The 19,491-nt window shown below is 63.6% G+C and carries 13 protein-coding genes and 2 tRNA genes; 10 read left to right on the top strand and 5 right to left on the bottom strand.

All coding sequences use genetic code 11. From position 1 onward, the window contains the following. Nucleotides 1-101 precede the first annotated feature (101 nt). Both rlmB and rnr read right to left on the bottom strand, forming a co-directional pair. Nucleotides 102-845, bottom strand: coding sequence for a 23S rRNA (guanosine(2251)-2'-O)-methyltransferase RlmB (rlmB, locus tag BLW71_RS07900; RefSeq protein ID WP_011488090.1), 744 nt, complete (start codon nucleotides 843-845; stop codon nucleotides 102-104). 197 nt (nucleotides 846-1,042) lie between these two features. Continuing rightward, complete coding sequence (gene rnr / locus BLW71_RS07905; RefSeq protein WP_091794760.1) at nucleotides 1,043-3,544, bottom strand: ribonuclease R; 2,502 nt, start codon at nucleotides 3,542-3,544, stop codon at nucleotides 1,043-1,045. Between the two features lie 338 nt (nucleotides 3,545-3,882). Between rnr and BLW71_RS07910 the strand changes: the two genes are divergently transcribed. Both BLW71_RS07910 and BLW71_RS07915 read left to right on the top strand, forming a co-directional pair. Then, nucleotides 3,883-3,969 (top strand) — tRNA-Leu (locus BLW71_RS07910). 251 nt (nucleotides 3,970-4,220) lie between these two features. Next, nucleotides 4,221-4,307, top strand: a tRNA-Leu gene (locus tag BLW71_RS07915). A gap of 144 nt (nucleotides 4,308-4,451) precedes the next feature. Here the strand turns inward: BLW71_RS07915 and BLW71_RS07920 are convergent. Together BLW71_RS07920 and BLW71_RS07925 are read right to left on the bottom strand one after the other, a co-directional pair. Next, nucleotides 4,452-5,783, bottom strand: coding sequence for a chloride channel protein (locus BLW71_RS07920; protein WP_091794763.1), 1,332 nt, complete (start codon nucleotides 5,781-5,783; stop codon nucleotides 4,452-4,454). 152 nt (nucleotides 5,784-5,935) lie between these two features. After that, nucleotides 5,936-6,310, bottom strand: coding sequence for an MAPEG family protein (locus BLW71_RS07925; protein ID WP_091794766.1), 375 nt, complete (start codon nucleotides 6,308-6,310; stop codon nucleotides 5,936-5,938). A 410-nt stretch (nucleotides 6,311-6,720) separates the two neighbouring features. Here BLW71_RS07925 and BLW71_RS07930 point away from each other — a divergent pair, with 410 nt between their 5' ends. The 8 genes from BLW71_RS07930 to BLW71_RS07965 all read left to right on the top strand — a co-directional run bounded on the left by BLW71_RS07930 (nucleotide 6,721) and on the right by BLW71_RS07965 (nucleotide 19,055). Further along, nucleotides 6,721-7,941, top strand: a complete 1,221-nt coding sequence (locus BLW71_RS07930; protein ID WP_091794769.1) for an MFS transporter — start codon at nucleotides 6,721-6,723, stop codon at nucleotides 7,939-7,941. Between the two features lie 361 nt (nucleotides 7,942-8,302). Then, on the top strand, nucleotides 8,303-9,187 hold the full coding sequence (locus BLW71_RS07935; protein WP_091794772.1) for a TetR/AcrR family transcriptional regulator: 885 nt from the start codon (nucleotides 8,303-8,305) through the stop codon (nucleotides 9,185-9,187). Nucleotides 9,188-9,663: 476 nt separating this feature from the next. Next, complete coding sequence (locus BLW71_RS07940) at nucleotides 9,664-12,162, top strand: acyl-CoA dehydrogenase (protein WP_091794775.1); 2,499 nt, start codon at nucleotides 9,664-9,666, stop codon at nucleotides 12,160-12,162. A gap of 159 nt (nucleotides 12,163-12,321) precedes the next feature. Next, nucleotides 12,322-13,737: a 3-oxoacyl-ACP reductase gene (locus tag BLW71_RS07945; RefSeq protein ID WP_091794778.1), complete on the top strand. Its 1,416-nt coding sequence runs from the start codon at nucleotides 12,322-12,324 to the stop codon at nucleotides 13,735-13,737. A 2-nt stretch (nucleotides 13,738-13,739) separates the two neighbouring features. Then, nucleotides 13,740-14,660, top strand: coding sequence for a MaoC family dehydratase (locus tag BLW71_RS07950; protein WP_091794780.1), 921 nt, complete (start codon nucleotides 13,740-13,742; stop codon nucleotides 14,658-14,660). A 166-nt stretch (nucleotides 14,661-14,826) separates the two neighbouring features. Further along, nucleotides 14,827-16,128, top strand: coding sequence for an acetyl-CoA C-acetyltransferase (locus tag BLW71_RS07955; protein WP_091794783.1), 1,302 nt, complete (start codon nucleotides 14,827-14,829; stop codon nucleotides 16,126-16,128). A gap of 85 nt (nucleotides 16,129-16,213) precedes the next feature. Beyond that, complete coding sequence (locus BLW71_RS07960; protein WP_091794786.1) at nucleotides 16,214-17,992, top strand: AMP-binding protein; 1,779 nt, start codon at nucleotides 16,214-16,216, stop codon at nucleotides 17,990-17,992. Nucleotides 17,993-18,029: 37 nt separating this feature from the next. Next, nucleotides 18,030-19,055 (top strand): DUF1571 domain-containing protein, encoded by a 1,026-nt coding sequence (locus tag BLW71_RS07965; protein WP_091794789.1) that lies wholly within the window; start codon nucleotides 18,030-18,032, stop codon nucleotides 19,053-19,055. On the opposite strand, the gene BLW71_RS07970 is transcribed toward BLW71_RS07965, so the two are convergent. Next, on the bottom strand, nucleotides 19,052-19,459 hold the full coding sequence (locus BLW71_RS07970) for a hypothetical protein (protein ID WP_091794792.1): 408 nt from the start codon (nucleotides 19,457-19,459) through the stop codon (nucleotides 19,052-19,054). The genes BLW71_RS07965 and BLW71_RS07970 overlap by 4 nt on opposite strands. Between the last annotated feature and the right edge of the window lie 32 nt (nucleotides 19,460-19,491).

Below are 19,491 nucleotides of genomic sequence, written 5' to 3' on the forward strand. Positions count from 1 at the left end.
TTGCATTTGCCACTCACTCGCCGGACAGTTGCAGACCACTTCAATCGCTACTGCCCGGAAAGCGGCTGCTTGAACTTGCGCAAGCTCTTGTTTTATCGGCGTTACTTCTTCACCGACCGCTGACGCACCGCTTCGAACAGACAAACCCCGCTTGCCACCGACACATTCAGGCTTTCGACCGTGCCCGCCATCGGGATCTGCATGACCACGTCGCAGGTGTCGCGCGTGAGGCGGCGCATGCCCTCGCCTTCGGCGCCCATCACGAGGGCCACCGGACCGTCCAGTTCCGTGTCGTAGAGGCTCTTGGTGGCCTCGCCGGCCGTGCCGACGACCCACACCCCCGCGTCCTTCAACTCACGCAGCGCGCGCGCCAGATTCGTCACCGTGATGTATGGCACGGTGTCGGCCGCGCCGCTCGCCACCTTCGCGGCCGTCGCGTTCAAACCGACCGCGCGGTCGCGCGGTGCGATCACCGCGTGCGCGCCGGCGGCGTCGGCAACACGCAGACACGCGCCGAGGTTGTGCGGATCGGTCACGCCGTCGAGCACGAGAATCAGCGGCGAACCGTTGATGCCGTCGAGCAACTCAGCCAGATTCTGCGCGAGCGGCATGTCGCCCGCGCGCGCGACCACGCCCTGGTGACGCTCCGTGTGCGCGAGGCCCCACAGACGCGTTTCGTCGGCGGCGATCAGGCGCACGCCGGCTTCTTTCGCCGCGTGCAGGAATTCGGTCATGCGACGGTCTTTGCGCGTCGCGTCGTAGTAGACATCTTCGACCGTCGACGCATCGTGCCGGATACGCGCCGTCACTGCGTGGAAACCGTATAGAACCTTGAGACGTGCCATAACTGATACAACCTTTGATTGAGCGCGCGCTACGTGCGCTGCTGTGATGAATATGAACCTGTGCGAATCCGTTTACCGCGCCTGCTTGCCGCGTTCGTAAGCCGCGTTCGGACGGCAGGCTGCGATGAAATGCAGACCGCGCGCAACCGGCACGTTGCTACGTGCCCGATGCGCGCGGTTCAAGCAGTCAGGCGACTTCAGCGCTTCTTGCGTGCCTGCGGTTTCGACGCCGATTTGGTCGCGGCGCCATGCTTCTTAGCCGCGCCGCGCGCCGCGCGTGCTTCCTTCACCGCTGCGGTTTGCGCGGGCGCAGGCTTCTTGCGGCGCGCGCCCGGCGCGGCCGTGCCACCTTCCGCCGGCGGCAACGCACGCACGCGTGCACCGCCGTTTTCACCGGATGACTTGTCGGCCGCCGGCCCGCGCACCAAAGGCGGCTTGATCGGCGTGTCGCGCACGAGCCGGAAGTCGATCTTGCGTGCGTCGAGATCCACGCGGCTCACCTGCACCCGGACACGATCCGACAGACGATAACGAATGCCGGTGCGCTCGCCGCGCAACTCGTTCTTGATCTCGTCGTACTGGAAGTAGTCCGAGCCGAGTTCCGTGACGTGCACGAGGCCTTCAATAAACAGCGAGTCGAGCTGCACGAAAATGCCGAACGACGTGACGCCATTCACCATGCCGCCATACTCTTCACCGAGCTTGTCGCGCATGAAGTAGCACTTCAGCCACGCTTCGACGTCGCGCGAGGCTTCGTCGGCGCGGCGCTCGTTGGCCGAGCAATGCAGACCGAGTTCTTCCCAGATCGCCACGTTGTTGCCGCGCACGCGGCCGCGTTTTTCGTCGTCAGCCTGCTGCATGGCGCGAGCGCGCGGCGAGAGCGCCGTATTCAGCTCGACGCCTTGCGGTGGCTCCGGCTGATATTTGCGGCCCTGCAGGATCGCGTAGATCGCGCGGTGCGTGAGCAGATCGGGATAACGGCGAATCGGGCTCGTGAAGTGCGCATACGCCTCGTACGCGAGACCGAAGTGGCCGATGTTGTCCGGGCTGTAGACCGCCTGCTGCATGGAGCGCAGCAGCATGGTTTGCAGCATCTGCGCGTCGGGCCGCTCGCGGATCTGCGCCATCAGCGCGGCGTAATCGCTTGCGTGCGGCGTCTCTCCACCGTTGAGCGTGAGGCCCATGCCGCGCAGGAAGGTGCGCAGATTCTCGAGCTTTTCCGCGGTCGGTCCGGCGTGTACGCGGAACAGCCCCGGATGCTTGTTGCGCTTGAGGAAGTCGGCCGCGCAGACGTTCGCGGCCAGCATGCACTCCTCGATCAGCTTGTGCGCGTCGTTGCGGGTGCGCGGAATGATCTGTTCGATCTTGCCCTGCGCATTGCAGACGATGTACGTCTCGGTCGTATCGAAGTCGATCGCGCCGCGTTTCTGGCGCGCGGCGAACAGCGACTTGTACACGCCGTACAGATTCTGCAGTTGCGGCAGCAGCGCGGCGCGGCGCGCGGCCTCCGGACCCTTGGTGTTCTTCAGGACCGCGGCGACTTCCGTATAGGTGAGCCGCGCCGCCGAGTGCATCACGCCGGGATAGAACTGATACGCCTTCACTTCGCCGCGCGCGGTGACGATCATGTCGCACACCAGCACACAACGGTCGACGTTCGGATTCAGCGAGCACAAGCCGTTCGACAGTTTCTCCGGCAGCATGGGGATCACGCGGCGCGGGAAATACACCGAGGTGCTGCGCTCGATCGCGTCGGCGTCGAGCCCGCTCTTCGGGTGCACGTAGTGCGAGACGTCCGCGATTGCAACGATCAGCCGGAAGCCCTCGCCACGGCCCACCTGAACCGGCTCGCAGTACACGGCATCGTCGAAGTCGCGGGCGTCTTCGCCGTCGATCGTGACGAGCGGCACGTCGCGCAGATCGATGCGATGACGCGCGTCGACCGGACGCACTTCGTCGGGCAAGCGCGAGGCTTCGTCGAGCGCGGCCTGGCTGAATTCGTGCGGCACGCCGTATTTGCGCACCGCGATTTCGATTTCCATGCCGGGGTCGTCGATATCGCCGAGCACTTCCACCACGCGGCCGAGCGGCTGCGAATGACGGCTCGGGAAATCGGTCAACTCGACCACCACCACCTGGCCGACCTTGGCCTTCTTGGTGTTCTGCGTGATCAGAATGTCGTGGCCGATGCGCTTGTCTTCAGGCGCGACGATCAGCGCGCCGTTCTCGTTGAGCAGGCGGCCGATCACGCGCTTGTTGGCGCGGTCCGTGACCTCGACGATGTGCCCTTCCGGCCGGCCGCGCCGGTCATAGCCGACGATGCGCGCGAGCACGCGGTCGTTGTGCATGACCTTCTGCATTTCGCCGGTGGGCAGGAACAGATCGTCCTGACCGTCGTCGCGAATCAGAAAACCGTAGCCGTCGCGATGGCCTTGCACGCGGCCCGCAACGAAGTTCGACGGATGAGTCAGTTGATAGAGATTGCGCTGATCGAGCCGGATCTGGCCGTCGCGCTCCATCGCGCCTAAGCGCTTGAAAAATCCTTCGCGCTCCTGGCGCTTGATCGACAGCGCTTCGGCGATGTCGTTCGCGGCAAGCGGCGCTTCACTCGTGCGCAGGACGCCCAGGATTTCTTCGCGGCTTGGAATCGGATACGGAAATTTGCTCAAGGGCTTATCGATGATTTTTTCTCGTTGCATGGACGTCGGTCGGCGATGTGGCTCGGTCTAGGAAGCGATGACGGTGCGCTTCGGTTGCGCTTGAACCGCGCTTGAATTGCACCTGCAAATGCACAGAAAAGACTGCTCGGGTCCGGCTCGTTCAAGGCTGAGTCCGACGGGCGTGTGCACCGTGCCAACGAACTACTGCGAGGCATTCTAACACCCGTATTGCGCGCCAAGCGGCCCCAACAATAGTCGTTGGGCAGTTGCTGTGAAGCGCTTGCAGGCACGTCGTCGCCATGTTTAAGCAAGTTTTGAGAAACGCTTGACAGGCCCTAATCTGTCGCTATAATGGCGTTCTTTGCTGTTCATCACCTGCCCAGGTGGCGAAATTGGTAGACGCACTAGGTTCAGGTCCTAGCGGTGGCAACACTGTGGAGGTTCGAGTCCTCTCTTGGGCACCAGATTCAAAAGTAAAGCCGCTTACGAGCGGCTTTACTTTTTGTGTGAGACCTGGTGATCCGCTTCCGGTTGATCGGAGTGGATTGCGTGGTTAAGAGGTAGTTGGAGGTAGTCTGCAGGACGGTTGTTGAGCGGTGAAGTATCGCTTCGCTGCACGACTTATCCGGGCGGTTGAGTGAAGCGAAGTTAGTTTGCATGTAGGGATTGACACGCTGCATCATCACGCTAAAATAGCGGTCTAGCTTGAAGACGTGCCCAGGTGGCGGAATTGGTAGACGCACTAGGTTCAGGTCCTAGCGGTGGCAACACCGTGGAGGTTCGAGTCCTCTCCTGGGCACCACCCCTCTTCAAGTGAAACGAAACACCCCGTTGAGCCTTTGCGCTTCGCGGGGTTTTTTGTTTCTGGCGACGCTTCTTGATGCCTGCCCAACTTCGCCTGCGGCAGAGTGACATTCAACATGCCACCCGGCCAAAGGCTGAATCCTCATCGCGCTTTACCTGCCCCGCTCCAGTTCAAGCCAAAGCTCGACTGCAACGCCGGCACCCACTTCGCACACGCGCGAAACCCCAGCAGTGCGCCGCCCACGGCGAACAGAACGGGAATCAGAAAATCCTGGCTCACGCGGGTGAATTCGAACATCAGCACCACGGCCGTGATCGGCATTTGCATCGAGGCGGCGAGAAATGCCGTCGCGCCGACCACCGCGAATGCGCCCAGCGACGCCCCCGGCCACACGACGCTCCACAATCCGCCGAGCACGATCGCCAGCAACGCACCGTTCGCAAGCCCCGGCGTGAGCAAGCCACCCTCCGCGCCTGCCCGCAGACTGCTCGCGGTGATCACCACCTTCAGCACCAGCAGCATCGCGGCAAGACTCACGGTCAGGCCACCATCGAATGCCAGTCCCGCGGGGCCCTTGCCATTGCCGAGCAACTGCGGGAAATGCATTGCCAGCACGCCGATCATCGCAAAGTTCAGCAGCGACAAAACCGGCAGGCGCCAATTCTTCGGCGCGGCCGCACGCGAGCGTTGCATCAGTTCCGCGAAGCTCCACGCCGCCGCGCCGAAAATCGGACCGTACACCACGGACCACACCACGAGCGACGAACTCAGCGTCAGCGAAGGCACGAGGTATTGATGCTCGTTGCCGAGGCCCACCTGAGCGACCAGCGCGGCCACCGACGAAGCCACGATGGCCGGCACCAGAACGGGCCAGCCGAAGCTGCCCAGCAACACTTCGAGCACGAACACCGCGCCGCCAAGCGGCACGTTATAGACAGCGGCCAGCCCGGCGCCCGCGCCGCACGCCACCATGATCCGGCTCTGCGCGACCGACAGCCCCGCCCGCCGCGACAGCCAGCCGGCCAGCGCCGAGCCGATTTCACGTGGCGCCACTTCACGGCCGAGCGGCGAGCCCAGCGCGACGGTGACGATCTGGAGCACGGCATGGACCGTCGTGCTTGCTACAGGCATCTGCGGATCGTCGGACTTGACGGCCTGGCGAATGCTCACGAGCGGCCGGCCGAACCGGTACAGCGCCCACCAGCCGAGCCCGGCCACGAGTCCGCAAACCGTCAGCACGAGCATCCGGCGTTCAGGCGAGGCGCCGCTTACGCCCTGCAGAAAACTCTCCGCGCTGATCACGTGCGTCACGCTGTAGCCGTAAGCGAGATGCTGAATGCCATGCAGCAGCAACGCGAGCAGCATGCCGCCGAGACCGGCGCCGAGACCCGTGAGCAGCGTGACGGCGGCGACTACGGCAAATGGACTCCGTTCGCGGCGTACAGACTCGGAAGCGATTGATTTGAATGACATGGCGCGTGGGCTGCAGCGAAATAAGTGGAATGCCAACCATGTTATTCCGCGACGCAACATGAATCAAATTGATTTTTCAGCTCGACTGATTCACTGGATGCATATATCAGGACCAACCCGCCGCGCAAAAGCCGCGGCGCCTTAACGCTTGCCTAGCGAACCGACACAAAGAACATCGACACCACGCACGCGACACCGACGAACCAGACCAGCGACCTGAGCGACGCCAGGTTAGCCACATACAGCACGCCGTGCAGCACCCGTGTGACCACGAAGGTGATCGCCAGCCAGTTGATCCACGTGCTCGATCCGCCTGCCTGTCCGGCTACAACGATCGCGGCGGTAAACATCGCCAATGCCTCCCACGCATTCTGATGCGCCGCATGAGCTCGCGCTCGCCAGCCTTCGAGGTTCGCAAGATAAGCGCGCGGCGTGCGATTGTCGTAGCGTTTGCTGACCTTCGCCAGCATGGTCCACGGGAATGGCAGCAGCGCCACGATGAGCAGGCATATATGCGGAATCGTCATTGGTTAGTCTCCCTTGTATGCGCGGCGCGAATGCCGCGCGAGCCGCTGTTATACCCGCCGGTGCGCGCCGTCGCCAACCGTAATTCCAGGAGTGTCACCTCTACCTGCAAGCGGATTACCTTAAGTCAAACTGACCGGATTACCGCAATGACAGCCGAAAAACATTACAGATTACGCATTCTATTGCACACACCATTAATACAATAATTACATTTACCCGACGCATAAACATGTACCGCCATTCCGCGTGAAATTGGCTCCAGGGATTAATACCGATAAACGCGCGTTCATTCATGCAAGCGTTTAACAGTCGGCGTACACTCGCTCGAAGCCTATGCCACGGGGGCGTACGGGGCTGCACAGCCGCCCGTGGCCGATCACGGGATATCGGGGACTCAGGAGAACAATCAATGAGCTGGACACGGGAACAGAGAAACGTCACGATCGCCGCCTATCTGGGCTGGACACTCGACGCATTCGATTTCTTTCTAATGGTGTTCGTATTGAAAGATATCGCGGCGGAGTTCAATACAAAAATCCCCGAAGTCGCCTTCGGCATTATGTTGACCTTGATGATGCGTCCGCTCGGCGCGTTGATTTTCGGCTGGCTCGCCGACAAGTACGGCCGCCGTCCCACGCTGATGGTCAACATCGCGTGCTTCTCGCTACTGGAATTGCTCTCCGGCTTTTCGCCGAATCTGGCCACCCTGCTCGTGCTGCGCGCGCTGTTCGGTATCGCGATGGGCGGCGAATGGGGCGTCGGTGGCGCATTGACCATGGAAACCGTGCCGCCGAAATCGCGCGGCATCGTCTCGGGTCTGCTGCAAGCCGGTTATCCGAGCGGTTATCTGCTCGCCTCGGTCGTGTTCGGCGTGTTCTATCAATACATCGGCTGGCGCGGCATGTTTTTCGTCGGCGTGCTGCCGGCGTTGCTCGTGCTGTACGTACGCGCTCATGTGCCGGAATCGCCCGCCTTCAAGACGCTCGAAAAGAAAGCGCGACCGGGTCTCGTCGCCACGCTCAGGCAGAACATCAAGTTGTCGCTGTACGCGATCGTTCTGATGACCGCGTTCAACTTCTTCTCGCACGGCTCGCAAGATCTGTATCCGACCTTCCTGCGCGTGCAGCATCAGTTCGACGCGCATACGGTCTCGTGGATCACGATCACGCTGAATATCGGCGCGATTTGCGGCGGCCTGTTCTTCGGTTCGTTGTCCGAGAAGATCGGCCGCAAACGCGCGATCTTCATCGCCGCGTTGATCGCGTTGCCGGTGCTGCCGCTGTGGGCCTTCTCGAGCACGCCGGTGCTGCTCGCGCTCGGCGCGTTCCTGATGCAGATCTCGGTGCAGGGCGCTTGGGGTGTAATTCCGGTACACCTGAACGAAATCTCGCCCGACGAAATCCGCGCGACGTTCCCCGGTCTCGTGTATCAGCTCGGCAATCTGATCGCGTCGGTCAACGGCCCGTTGCAGGCGAGCGCTGCTGAAGCGCACGGCAACAACTACGCGCTCATCATGGCGGTCGTGATCGGCATCGTGGCGGTGGTGATCGCCGCGCTGATCCCGTTCAGCCGCGAGCGCCGCGGCATCGACATGACGCAGTCCGCCAAACAGGTGGCGGCACAGCTTTAAGCGTTCGAACTAAACAGCTATTTTGCTGGCGCGTTATCAGGCACAATAGCCTGCGAAGGCGGCTCGAACCGCCGCGACGCAAAGCACGCGTCAGCAAACAGAAGCAGGGCCAAACACAGGTAGCAAAGCAATACGAGGCCGTTCCGATTTTCATCGGAACGGCCTTTTTTATTTCCGCGCGGTTTGACGCACTGCGCGCAGGGAAAGCTCGACCTTCGTCAGGTCTTCTAGAGGAGTTAGTCGACACCGACCCCTTGCTCGCACGCACCATTCCTTCTTATCCTGAAAAAAACGGCTGTTTCAAATCAACATTTGAATCGCTTGTTTGCGGGCCGGATGCCCGGCAACTGGGAGACGCAACATGGCAGTTCGCACAACAGGCCGGCATGCCGGCGATACGAAGTCCCGCATCCTCGACGCCGCCGAAACGCTTTTCATCGAATGCGGCTATGAGGCCATGTCGCTGCGCCAGATCACTTCGCGCGCCGAAGTGAATCTCGCGGCAGTGAACTATCACTTCGGCAGCAAGGAGTCGCTGATCCACTCGATGCTGTCACGCCGTCTCGACCGTCTCAATCAGGAGCGGCTCAAGCTGCTCGACCGCTTCGACGCCATGCTCGGCGAGCGCCTGACCTGCGAGCATGTGCTCGGCGCGATGTTCATTCCGGCGCTGCGCCTGTCACGTGATCCGCGCGTGGGTGGCAAGGCGTTTCTGCGTTTGCTCGGCCGCGCTTATACCGACCCGTCGTCGTTCATTCGCGACTTTCTGAACGGGCATTACGCTTCCGTGGCGGTGCGCTTTTTTGATGCGTTCCAACGCGCGCTGCCGCATCTGCCGCGCGAGGAACTCGGCTGGCGCCTTCACTTTGCGATCGGCGCGCTCTCGGGCGTGCTGGCCGGCACCGACACGGACAGTCTGCTTTCCGAGTTTTCGCAAGGCAAGTCGATGAACGATCTGCAGCTCATCGCACGTCTCGCCTCGCTGATGGTGGCCGCGCTCAAGGCACCGCTGCCCGACGGCTCGCAACTGGCCGTGTTCGCCGCGGTGCTGGGCGACGCGACTGAAGGCGGCTCGGAATGCGCGACTGGAGACGGCACGGAAAGCGCGGCGAGCGCGACGAGCGCGGCACGCGAGTCGGGCGAATCGGCGTCGGCGTCGCCCTTTCCGTCCGTATCGGAAGGCGAACGGCATGGCGGCACTATGGAAGCGGGGGCGTTTCAGCAGGCGTTGCACGGCACGGCATAGCGTTGAACCGGCGCGGACGGCACTGTCGTGAGCCGTCCGCACGGAGCGCCCATGCAAGGCAATAACCGGATCGCCGCCGCACCATGCAAGCAACCCACGCAACGTTAAGCACGCCGCAGCATCGAAAGAATCCTCGACCGGCAATCCCTACACAGCCGGTCAGCATCAGAGAAGCAACACGTTCCCGATACACACTCAGCAGGAAGGCGACCGGACATCATGAACGCTGCATACCTGAGCAACGACCTGACCAGCAACCTGAGCAGAACGTCTAAGTCCCGCACCTAAGCGTCGCCGCGCTGTCGAACTACAAACGCGACACGCCAACGAAGCAGGCTCGACAGGAAAGCGAAACGCAGGCAACACCCGGACGCGCGACAAAGCATCCCGCTCGCCGGAAACAAAATCATTAGAACGCGCACCATCCGCGCCCCGTGGATGCGTTCGCACGCACCATCGAAACAGGAGGAAACGTCATGCCGTGGTTCATCCTAGTGCTCGTCATCGCCGCTTTCGCGCTCGTCTACGTTCAGGCACGCGCCGTCTGGTGGCTTGCCTTCATGATCGTCTGGGTCGCGGCCGCGCATGTGAGCGGCGCGGCGGGACCGCTGGCCACGACGCTGCTCGCCATCGTATTCGTCCTGCCTGCTCTCGTACTCGCGCTCAAGCCGCTGCGCCGCGCGTGGCTCGCGAAACCGGTGCTCGACATCTTCCGCAAGATCCTGCCGGAGATGTCGCCGACCGAGCGTGATGCGATCGAAGCCGGCACGGTCTGGTGGGACGCGGAACTGTTCTCGGGACGCCCGCACTGGGACAAGCTGCTCGGCTACGGTCCCGCCACGCTGACAGCGGAAGAGCAGTCGTTCCTCGACGTCGAATGCGAGCAGTTGTGCGATCTCGCGAACGATTGGGAAACCACCATGGTCTGGCAGGACCTGTCGCCGACCACCTGGCAGTTCATCAAGGAGCGCGGCTTTCTCGGCATGATCATTCCGAAGCAGTACGGCGGCAAGCAGTTCTCCGCCTACGCGCATTCGCAGGTCATCATGAAGCTCGCCACGCGCTGCTCGGCCGCCGCCGTTTCGGTGATGGTGCCGAACTCGCTCGGCCCGGCCGAGTTACTGATGCACTACGGCACCGACGAGCAGAAAAACCACTATTTGCCGCGCCTCGCACGCGGCGAGGAAATCCCCTGCTTCGCGTTGACGAGCCCATACGCGGGTTCCGACGCGGCGGCGATTCCGGACGTCGGCATCGTGTGCAAAGGCACGTTCGAGGGCCGCGAGACGCTCGGTTTTCGCGTGACGTGGGACAAGCGCTACATCACGCTCGGACCGATCGCCACCGTGCTCGGCCTCGCGTTTCGCGCGCTCGATCCCGACCATCTGCTCGGCACGGACAACGAACCCGGCATCACCTGCGCGCTGATTCCGACCGACCATCCGGGCGTGAACATCGGCCGCCGTCACTGGCCGCTCAACGCCGTGTTCCAGAACGGCCCGAACTCGGGCAAGGACGTCTTCATTCCGCTCGACTGGGTGATCGGCGGGCGCGCCCAGGTCGGCAACGGCTGGCGCATGCTGATGGAATGTCTGGCCGCGGGCCGGGCGATTTCGCTGCCGTCTTCGAATGTGGGGATGGCGAAAATCGCCGTGCGCGGCACCGGCGCCTACGCCGCGGTTCGTCGCCAGTTCCGCACCGCCGTCGGCAAGTTCGAGGGCGTGCAGGAAGCGCTCGGCCGCATGGGCGGCAACCTGTACGTGATGGACGCCGCGCGCCGCCTGTCGGCGCATGCGGTGGATCTCGGCGAAAAGCCCTCGGTGATTTCGGCGATCGCCAAATATCACATCACCGAGCGCGCCCGCATGGTCATCAACGACGGCATGGATATCGCCGCCGGCAAGGGCATCTGCATGGGGCCGTCGAACTTTCTCGCGCGCGCCTATCAGCAGGTGCCGATCGCGATCACCGTGGAAGGCGCGAACATTCTCACGCGCTGCCTCATCATCTTCGGCCAGGGCGCGATCCGCTGCCATCCGTATGTTCTGAAGGAAATGGCCGCCACGCGCGAAACGGATCGCGCCCGCGCGCTGCGCGATTTCGACGCGGCGTTCTTCGGCCACGTCAGCTTCACGCTGTCCAACGTGGTGCGCAGTTTCGTGTACGGCGTGACGGGTGGCGCGTTCATCGTCAAACCGCGCACGGCGTATGCACCGCTGCATGCTTACTATCGTGCGGCCACGCGCCTGTCCACCGCGTTCGCGCTGCTCGCCGATGTCTCCATGTTCGTGCTCGGCGGCGACCTGAAACGCCGTGAGCGCATCTCCGCGCGTCTGGGCGACGTGCTCTCGCAGCTCTATCTGATCTCGGCCACGCTCAAGCGTTTCGAAGACGAAGGCCGTCAGGAAGAAGACCTGCCGCTGGTTCGCTGGGGCGTGGAGGATTCGCTGTACAAGGCGCAACATGCGCTCGACGGCGTGCTCGCCAACTATCCGAACCGTCTCGCCGCCGGCCTCGTGCGCGTGCTCGCGTTCCCGTTCGGGTTGCCCCACCGCGAACCGTCCGACCGCCTCGGCAGCGAAATCGCGGAACTCATGCAGACACCTGGCGCCGCGCGCAACCGTCTGGTGTCCGATTCGTACGTGCCGCATCCGGATGTCGACGCGCTCGGTTACGGCGAGCTGGTGTTCGAGCTGAACCCGCGCTTCACGCAGATCGACCAGAAGCTGCGTGAAGCGGTCAAGCAAGGCCTGCTCGAACCAATGCCGCAGAGCCTGCCGCAACTGGCCGCATGGACCGAAGCGGCACAGAGAAAAGGCCTGCTCGACGCCGACGAGCGCCGCGTGCTGGACGATTACGCGCGTTATGGCGCGCAAGTCGTGAAGGTGGACGACTTCCCCGCCGACTTCGACATGCTCGCCAACCTGCAAAAGCGCAAGGAGACCCTGGAAAAGGCGCTGGAGCTCGCGGCCTGAGCCCTGCGCCGGCCTGAAAAAAACATCCGGGCAAGGCGCGCCGCGTGCGCCGAACTCGGTGCACACTGACACACGTTCGACGCCCCCGATTCCCCAAAGACGAACCCCTTTGAGGCGGGCGGCTTCCTTCGAGGCGTGGCCAGCGGAGCAACCAATAATATGAACGACTCTTATCTGAACTTCGTCAATTCGCCGTTCGGCGCGCGTCTTGCGCGCTCGCTCGGCCTGCCCAGGCCCGAGGTGCTGCGCCGCTTTCGCGCCGACCAGCCCGAGTTCGGCGGCCTGGTGGCGATCGGTGCGGGCCGTGAACCGCAGTTGCTCGACGCGCTCGCAAATCTCGTGGCCAGCATCGGCGTGACGAGCGTCGCGCATGAGAGCGCCGGGCTATGGGTGCCGCTCGCCAATCGCCACGGTCTCATGACGGGCCGTTTCGAACCTGCCGACTCTGCATCGCAAGGCAAGCTCGCGGCCCTGCTGTTCGACGCGAGCGGAATCGAAGACAGCACTCAGCTCGAACCGCTGCACGGCTTCTTTCACGACACGCTGCGCTCGCTCGGCAAGTGCGGGCGCATCATCGTGCTGGGACGGCCGCCGGAAAGCTGTGCGACGCCACGTCAGTGGACCGCGCAGCGCGCGCTCGAAGGCCTCACGCGTTCGCTCGGCAAGGAAGCCCGGCGTGGCATCACCGCCAATCTCGTCTATGTGGAGCAAGGCGCCGAGAACGGCGCGGAAGCGACGTTGCGATTCTTTCTGTCACCACGTTCGGCTTATGTGTCGGGTCAGGTCGTACGCATCGCCGCTGCCGGCGCGGGCCATGAGGCCATGCCGGCGTTCGACTGGCAGCAGCCGCTCGCGGGCCGGCGCGCGATCGTGACGGGCGCCGCGCGCGGCATCGGCGCCTCGATTGCGAGCGTGCTGGCGGCCGAAGGCGCGCACGTGATCGGCATCGACATTCCTTCAGCGCGCGAGGCGCTCGACGCGACCATGCGTCAGCTGAACGGCACCGCGCTCGCGTTCGACATCGCCGCCCCCGAAGCGCCCGCGCAAATCGCCGCCGCGCTCGACGAACAGGGCGTGGATATCGTCGTGCACAACGCCGGCATCACGAAGGACAAAACCATCGCGAAGATGACCGACGCCGCGTGGCAAAGCGTGATCGACATCAACCTGTCCGCGCAGGAGCGGATCGACGACGCGCTGCTCGCCGCCGGCATTCTGCGCGATGGCGGCCGGATCATCGGCGTGTCGTCGATCAGCGGCATTGCCGGCAATCTCGGCCAGACCAATTACGCCACCTCGAAGGCAGGCGTGATCGGCCGGGTGCAGAGCATGGCGCAGTCGCTGCGCGCGCGTGGCATCACGATCAATGCGGTGGCACCCGGCTTCATCGAGACGCAGATGACCGCGAAGATTCCGCTGACCATCCGCGAAGCCGGGCGTCGCATGAATTCGATGAGCCAGGGCGGCCAGCCGGTCGACGTCGCGCAGACCATCGCGTGGCTCGCGCATCCGGGATCGGCCGGCGTGAGCGGCCAGGTCGTGCGCGTGTGCGGTCAAAGCCTGATTGGAGCGTGATCATGAGCGAGCCGGGGCACCCGTTCGGCGGCGGTCATGCATCGAACACGGCGCGGCCGAAGACCGTCGTGATCGAGACCTTGCCGGCGCCCGCGAAGCTCTATGCGCGCGCGTTGTCCGGCGTCGTCAAACGCGGGCGCGAGACGCATCTGCCGCCGCTGCGCCTCGTGCGTCCCGCCGTCCCCCTCGACCCCGGCCCGATCTGGCGCTATGCGCGCGTGTGCGGCTTCATCCCCGAGCACGGCGTGCCGCTCACGTATCCGCACCTGCTCGCTTTTCCCCTGCATCTGCTGATGCTGACCGACCCGGCGTTTCCGTGGCCGGCGCTCGGGCTCGTGCATCTGGCCAACCACGTGCGCCTGCGCCGGCCGCTCGCCTACAAGGACATGCTGCGCGTCGAGGTGGAATTCGGCGCGCTGCTGCGCCACGACAAAGGCCAGGCGTTCGTGCTCCATACCCGCATGTACCGGCGCGGCGAAGCGGTGTGGGACGGCGACAGCGTTTATCTGAAGCGCGGCGTGCCGGCGAGCGGCAGTGCGCTCGATCCGCTCGAGCTCGGGCCCGAACCGCTGCAACGCATCGCGCGCTGGCAACTCGCATCGCAACTGGGCCGCGACTACGCCGGCGTATCGGGCGACTACAACCCGATCCATCTGACCGCTTTGTCGGCGAAGGCGTTCGGTTTTCCGCGCGCCATCGCGCATGGCATGTGGACGCTGGCGCGCGCCGCCTCCGCGCTGCAACCGCCCAAGCCGCTCGCGGAAGCCACGCTCAGCGCCGAATTCAAACTGCCGATGCTGCTGCCCGGCGAAGCGTCGCTGTGGAGCGCGTCGCCTTCGCTGATCGAACGCGACATCGAAGTGCGCGACATCAGCGGGCAAAAGCCGCATTTGCGCGGCCGCATGCAGTGGAGACTGCAATGAGGTGCGCGCGGCGTGCATCGAGTCATGGAATCAGAACCGGCTGAAATCGTTGTTCTATCAGGACGGTCAGAACGGTCAGCACGATCAGGACCGCCGCAGTCGATCATCGCAGCAGTCGCATCATTCGCCCATTCAATAACCAGGGAACGACCCGAAGGAGCCGAGCATGTCCAACCCGCAGCCAGCCGTACGCCGCGTCGCCATTGTCGGGGGCAACCGCATTCCGTTCGCCCGCTCGAACACCGCCTACGCAACCGCGTCGAATCAGGACATGCTGACCTTCACGCTGCAAGGCCTGATCGACCGCTACAACCTGCACGGCGAACGGCTGGGCGAAGTCGCGGCGGGCGCCGTCATCAAGCATTCGCGCGACTTCAATTTGACGCGCGAATCCGTGCTGTCCACCACGCTCGCCAGGGAAACGCCCGCCTACGACGTGCAGCAGGCCTGCGGCACCGGACTCGAAGCCGCGATTCTCGTCGCCAACAAGATCGCGTTGGGACAGATCGAGGTGGGCATTGCGGGCGGCGTCGATACGACTTCCGACGCGCCGATCGGCGTCAACGAGCGGATGCGCAAAATTCTGCTCGAGGCGAATCGCGGCAAAAGCACTGGTCAACGCGTCGGCGCGCTGACCAAGCTGCGGCCCGGCATGTTTTTCAAGCCGCTTCTGCCGCGCAACGGCGAGCCGCGCACGGGCCTCTCGATGGGCGAGCATTGCGAGCTGATGGCCAAGCGCTGGAACATTTCGCGCGAGGCGCAGGACGTGCTCGCCTACGACAGCCACCGCAAGCTCAACCAGGCGTACGCACGCGGCTTCGTCAACGACCTGATGACGCCGTACCGGGGACTCGCGCGCGACAACAATCTGCGCGCCGACCTCACGCTCGAAAAACTCGCGAGCCTGAAGCCCGTGTTCGACCGCGACGCCGGCACGCTCACCGCCGGCAATTCGACGCCGCTCACCGACGGCGCCTCCGCCGTGCTGCTCGCGAGCGAGGACTGGGCAGCGCAGCACGGATTGCCTGTGCTCGCGTATCTGAGCTGGTCCGAGACCGCGGCCGTCGACTTCTTCGACAAGAAAGAAGGCCTGCTGATGGCGCCCGCGTACGCCGTGCCGCGCATGCTCGCGCGCGCCGGACTGAGCTTGCAGGACTTCGATCTGTACGAAATCCACGAAGCGTTTGCCGCACAGGTGTTGTGTACGCTCACGGCGTGGCAGGATGACGAGTATTGCCGCACGCGACTCGGTTTGCCAGGCGCGCTCGGGGCAATCGACCGGGCAAAATTGAATGTGAACGGCAGCTCGTTGGCAACGGGTCATCCGTTTGCCGCGACAGGTGGACGCATTGTCGCCGGCCTCGCGAAAATGCTCGCGCAACTCGACAAACCGGCCGGCACCGCGCGCGGTTTGATTTCGATCTGCGCGGCGGGCGGCCAGGGTGTGGTGGCGATTCTGGAGCGGTGAACGGCCGTAGGATCAGCATACAAATAGATGAAGCCCTAGCTTCAGCGATTATTCCGCATCAAGCTTTGCATGGGAGGAGACGATCATGACGCAGCCCACTCACACCCCTTTCCCGCTCGCCACGGATTCCGCGGCGCCGAGCGCGGCAACCCACGCGCCCAACACCGACGGCATCTGGTACGCGTCCTATCCGGCGGACGTGCCGCACGACATCGACGTCAACCAGTACGAATCGGTCGTGCAGTTCTTCGACGAATGCATTGCGCAGTTCCGCGAGCGCGTGGCGTATGTGAGCGTGGGCGCGAACCTGACCTACGGCGAACTCGGCCGCAAGGCCAGCGCGTTCGCCGCGTATCTGCAAAGCGTCGGCGTGAAACCTGGCGAACGCGTGGCGATCATGTTGCCGAACACGTTCCAGTACCCGGTGTCGCTGTTCGGCGTGCTGAAAGCCGGCGGCGTGGTGGTGAACGTGAATCCGCTCTATACGGTGCGCGAACTCGCGCACCAGTTGAAAGACAGTGGCGCGCAAACCATCATCGTGTTCGAGAACTTCGCGAAGACGGTCGAAGACGCGCTGCCCGGCACCAAAGTGCAGAACGTCATCGTGACGGGTCTCGGCGATCTGCTCGCCGACGGCCTGAATCTGAAGGGACGCCTGCTCAACTTCATGCTCCGGCACGTGAAGAAGATGGTGCCCGCGTACAACCTGCCGAAGGCCGTGCCGCTCCTCGAGGCGCTGTCGATCGGCTACTCGCGGCCGCTGACACCCGTGCACCCCACGCATGCGGACATCGCGTTCCTGCAGTACACAGGCGGCACGACCGGCGTCGCCAAGGGCGCGATGCTCACGCACAAGAACATCATCGCCAATCTGCTGCAGGCGAAAGCGTGGTCCGAAGGTCAACTGACCGGCGACATCGAAACCGTGCTCACGCCGCTGCCGCTCTACCACATCTATTCATTGACCGTGAACGCGCTGATCTTCATGGGGCTGGGCGGGCGCAACATTCTGATCGCCAATCCGCGCGACATGAAACGCGTGATGATGATCATCCGTCACGAGAAATTCACCGGTATGACGGCCGTGAATACGCTCTACAACGCCTTCCTCGAAAACGAGGAGTTCTGCAAGCGCGACTTCTCGAATCTGAAGCTCGCCATGGCGGGCGGCATGGCCACGCAGAAATCGGTGGCCGAGCGCTTCAAGGCGGTTACCGGCAAGCCGATCATCGAGGGATATGGGTTGACCGAATGCTCGCCGATCGTGTCGATGAATCCGGTCGATCTGAACAACATGCGTGACTTCGAAGGCTCGATCGGTTTGCCCGCGCCGTCCACCCACGTGCGTTTCAGGAAAGACGACGGCAGTTGGGCGAACATCGGCGAGGCGGGCGAATTGTGCGTGAAGGGGCCGCAGGTGATGAAAGGCTACTGGAACCGCCCGGACGAAACCGCCAAGGTGATCGACGACGACGGCTGGCTCGCCACGGGCGACATCGGCGTGATGGATTCGCGCGGCTATATCCGCCTGATCGACCGGAAGAAGGACATGATCCTGGTGTCGGGCTTCAACGTCTATCCGAACGAAATCGAAGACGTGATCGCCGCGCATCCGGACGTGCGGGAAGTGGCGGCCATCGGCGTGCCCGACGCCGCACAGGGCGAACGGGTGAAGGTGTTCATCGTCAAGCGCAATGCTTCGCTGACGGCCGAACAGGTGATTGCCCACTGCCGCAAGAACCTGACAGGCTATAAGGTGCCGAAGCTCGTCGAGTTCCGCGACGAGCTGCCGCAAACCAACGTGGGCAAAATTCTGCGCCGCGCGCTGCGAGACGAGGAACTCGCGAAGCAAAAGCCTGCCTGACTGGGATTGCGCCTCGCGTCACCTTACGGAGAGATTCATGAAGCACCGCATGTCCGCACGCTCATGCCGCACGTCGGCCTTCATGCCTCTCCCCCGTGTTTCGACGCAGGCCGCCGGTATACGGGCGTCGCTCCATGCGCCGTTGCAAAGCGCGCCGTCGCGCAGACTGCTGCTCGCGGCGCTCGTGGCGAGCGCGGTCGCGCTGGCCTCGCCTCACGCATTCGCGCAAAACGACGATACACCGCCCGCGCTCGATACCGTCAGCACCCTCAAGGCGCCGGCCACGCCGTCCTCGCAGGTCGGCAAGCTCACGCTGGATCAGCAGGTCAAATGGCTGCGTGCCGCACAGCAAAGCGGCGCCATGGAAAAGCTCGACGACGCGCAACTGGTCGCGCTATTCCAGTCGCTCGATCCGCTCGCGTTGCCGCGTTATATCAAGGAAGGGCCGAACGGTTATCCGTCGTACGAGTTCACCATGTTGCGTTCGGAACGCATTCACGGCCAATGGCCCGATAAGCCCGATCACATGCTGGTGCGCCTCGCGCGCGACCCGCTGCGAATCTACGCAAAGTGGCTGCCTGACGGCGCGCACGCGGGCCAGGAAGTCATCTACGACGAGTCCAGGCGGACCGACGAAATGTACGGACACCTGGGCGGCATCCTGAACGTGATGCCGTTGTGGACCTCGCTGCACGGCGTCCTCGCCCGCGCGCAGTCGAACCATGACGTGCGCGATCTCGGTACCGAATACATCGCGAATCAGTACCTCGCCGAGGGCAAGAAATACGCCGAGGCCGGCTTGCCGCGCTCGACCACGATAGACGTGAAAACCATCGACGGCGTGCGCGTGGTGGCCTTCACCTTCGAAACGCCGAACGGCCAGCCGCAGTTCTACGCGAAAAAAGAAACGCTCGGCCTCGATCTGCGGCACCCGTATTTCCGCTCCGTCGAGTCTTACGACAACAACGGCAATATCTTCGAGCGGATCGTGTTCGAAACCATCACGCCGAAAACCTTCGACGATTCGACGTTCGATCCGAAGAACAAGGCGTACAGGTTCTAGCGCGGCGCGAACGCGAAGGCGACATGGACCGGTTGCGCGTGGGCGCCCGTCCCGTGCTCGTCACTCCGTTCGATCCGGTGTCCCGCACGGGTCGCGAATTCGCCAAGGACGAAGAAATCCGAGGCGCGCGTGAGGCCGATCAACCTCGGCGCCGATCGCGCGGACGTCGCGCCGAGCAGCGGTGCGAGGGTCGTGTACCAGAGCACGCCAATATCGTCGCCGGTTTCGAAAATCGGCCACTGCCTGTGCGCGGCATATTCGGCAAGCGCGACGCCGTGCGCGAGCGTCGAATCGACCACCGCCACCATGCTGTTACGCGCCGCGCCGTGCGCGAGCCACGGCCACGCGCTGCCCGCCACGCTCGGCAGGCAGGCGCCGGTCATCATGAAAGTGCGCCGATGCATGGTTCGCTCCTGTCGTCATATCGGGCGACACG

Origin of the sequence: Burkholderia sp. WP9, assembly GCF_900104795.1 — a bacterium.
Classification (GTDB): domain Bacteria; phylum Pseudomonadota; class Gammaproteobacteria; order Burkholderiales; family Burkholderiaceae; genus Paraburkholderia.

Excerpts from the sequence above, each read along its gene's own strand:
- rlmB (WP_011488090.1), bottom strand. The coding sequence starts at position 845 with ATGGCACGTCTCAAGGTTCTATACGGTTTCCACGCAGTGACGGCGCGT.
- rnr (WP_091794760.1), bottom strand. The coding sequence starts at position 3,544 with ATGCAACGAGAAAAAATCATCGATAAGCCCTTGAGCAAATTTCCGTAT.
- BLW71_RS07920 (WP_091794763.1), bottom strand. The coding sequence starts at position 5,783 with ATGTCATTCAAATCAATCGCTTCCGAGTCTGTACGCCGCGAACGGAGT.
- BLW71_RS07925 (WP_091794766.1), bottom strand. The coding sequence starts at position 6,310 with ATGACGATTCCGCATATATGCCTGCTCATCGTGGCGCTGCTGCCATTC.
- BLW71_RS07930 (WP_091794769.1), top strand. The coding sequence starts at position 6,721 with ATGAGCTGGACACGGGAACAGAGAAACGTCACGATCGCCGCCTATCTG.
- BLW71_RS07935 (WP_091794772.1), top strand. The coding sequence starts at position 8,303 with ATGGCAGTTCGCACAACAGGCCGGCATGCCGGCGATACGAAGTCCCGC.
- BLW71_RS07940 (WP_091794775.1), top strand. The coding sequence starts at position 9,664 with ATGCCGTGGTTCATCCTAGTGCTCGTCATCGCCGCTTTCGCGCTCGTC.
- BLW71_RS07945 (WP_091794778.1), top strand. The coding sequence starts at position 12,322 with ATGAACGACTCTTATCTGAACTTCGTCAATTCGCCGTTCGGCGCGCGT.
- BLW71_RS07950 (WP_091794780.1), top strand. The coding sequence starts at position 13,740 with ATGAGCGAGCCGGGGCACCCGTTCGGCGGCGGTCATGCATCGAACACG.
- BLW71_RS07955 (WP_091794783.1), top strand. The coding sequence starts at position 14,827 with ATGTCCAACCCGCAGCCAGCCGTACGCCGCGTCGCCATTGTCGGGGGC.
- BLW71_RS07960 (WP_091794786.1), top strand. The coding sequence starts at position 16,214 with ATGACGCAGCCCACTCACACCCCTTTCCCGCTCGCCACGGATTCCGCG.
- BLW71_RS07965 (WP_091794789.1), top strand. The coding sequence starts at position 18,030 with ATGAAGCACCGCATGTCCGCACGCTCATGCCGCACGTCGGCCTTCATG.
- BLW71_RS07970 (WP_091794792.1), bottom strand. The coding sequence starts at position 19,459 with ATGCATCGGCGCACTTTCATGATGACCGGCGCCTGCCTGCCGAGCGTG.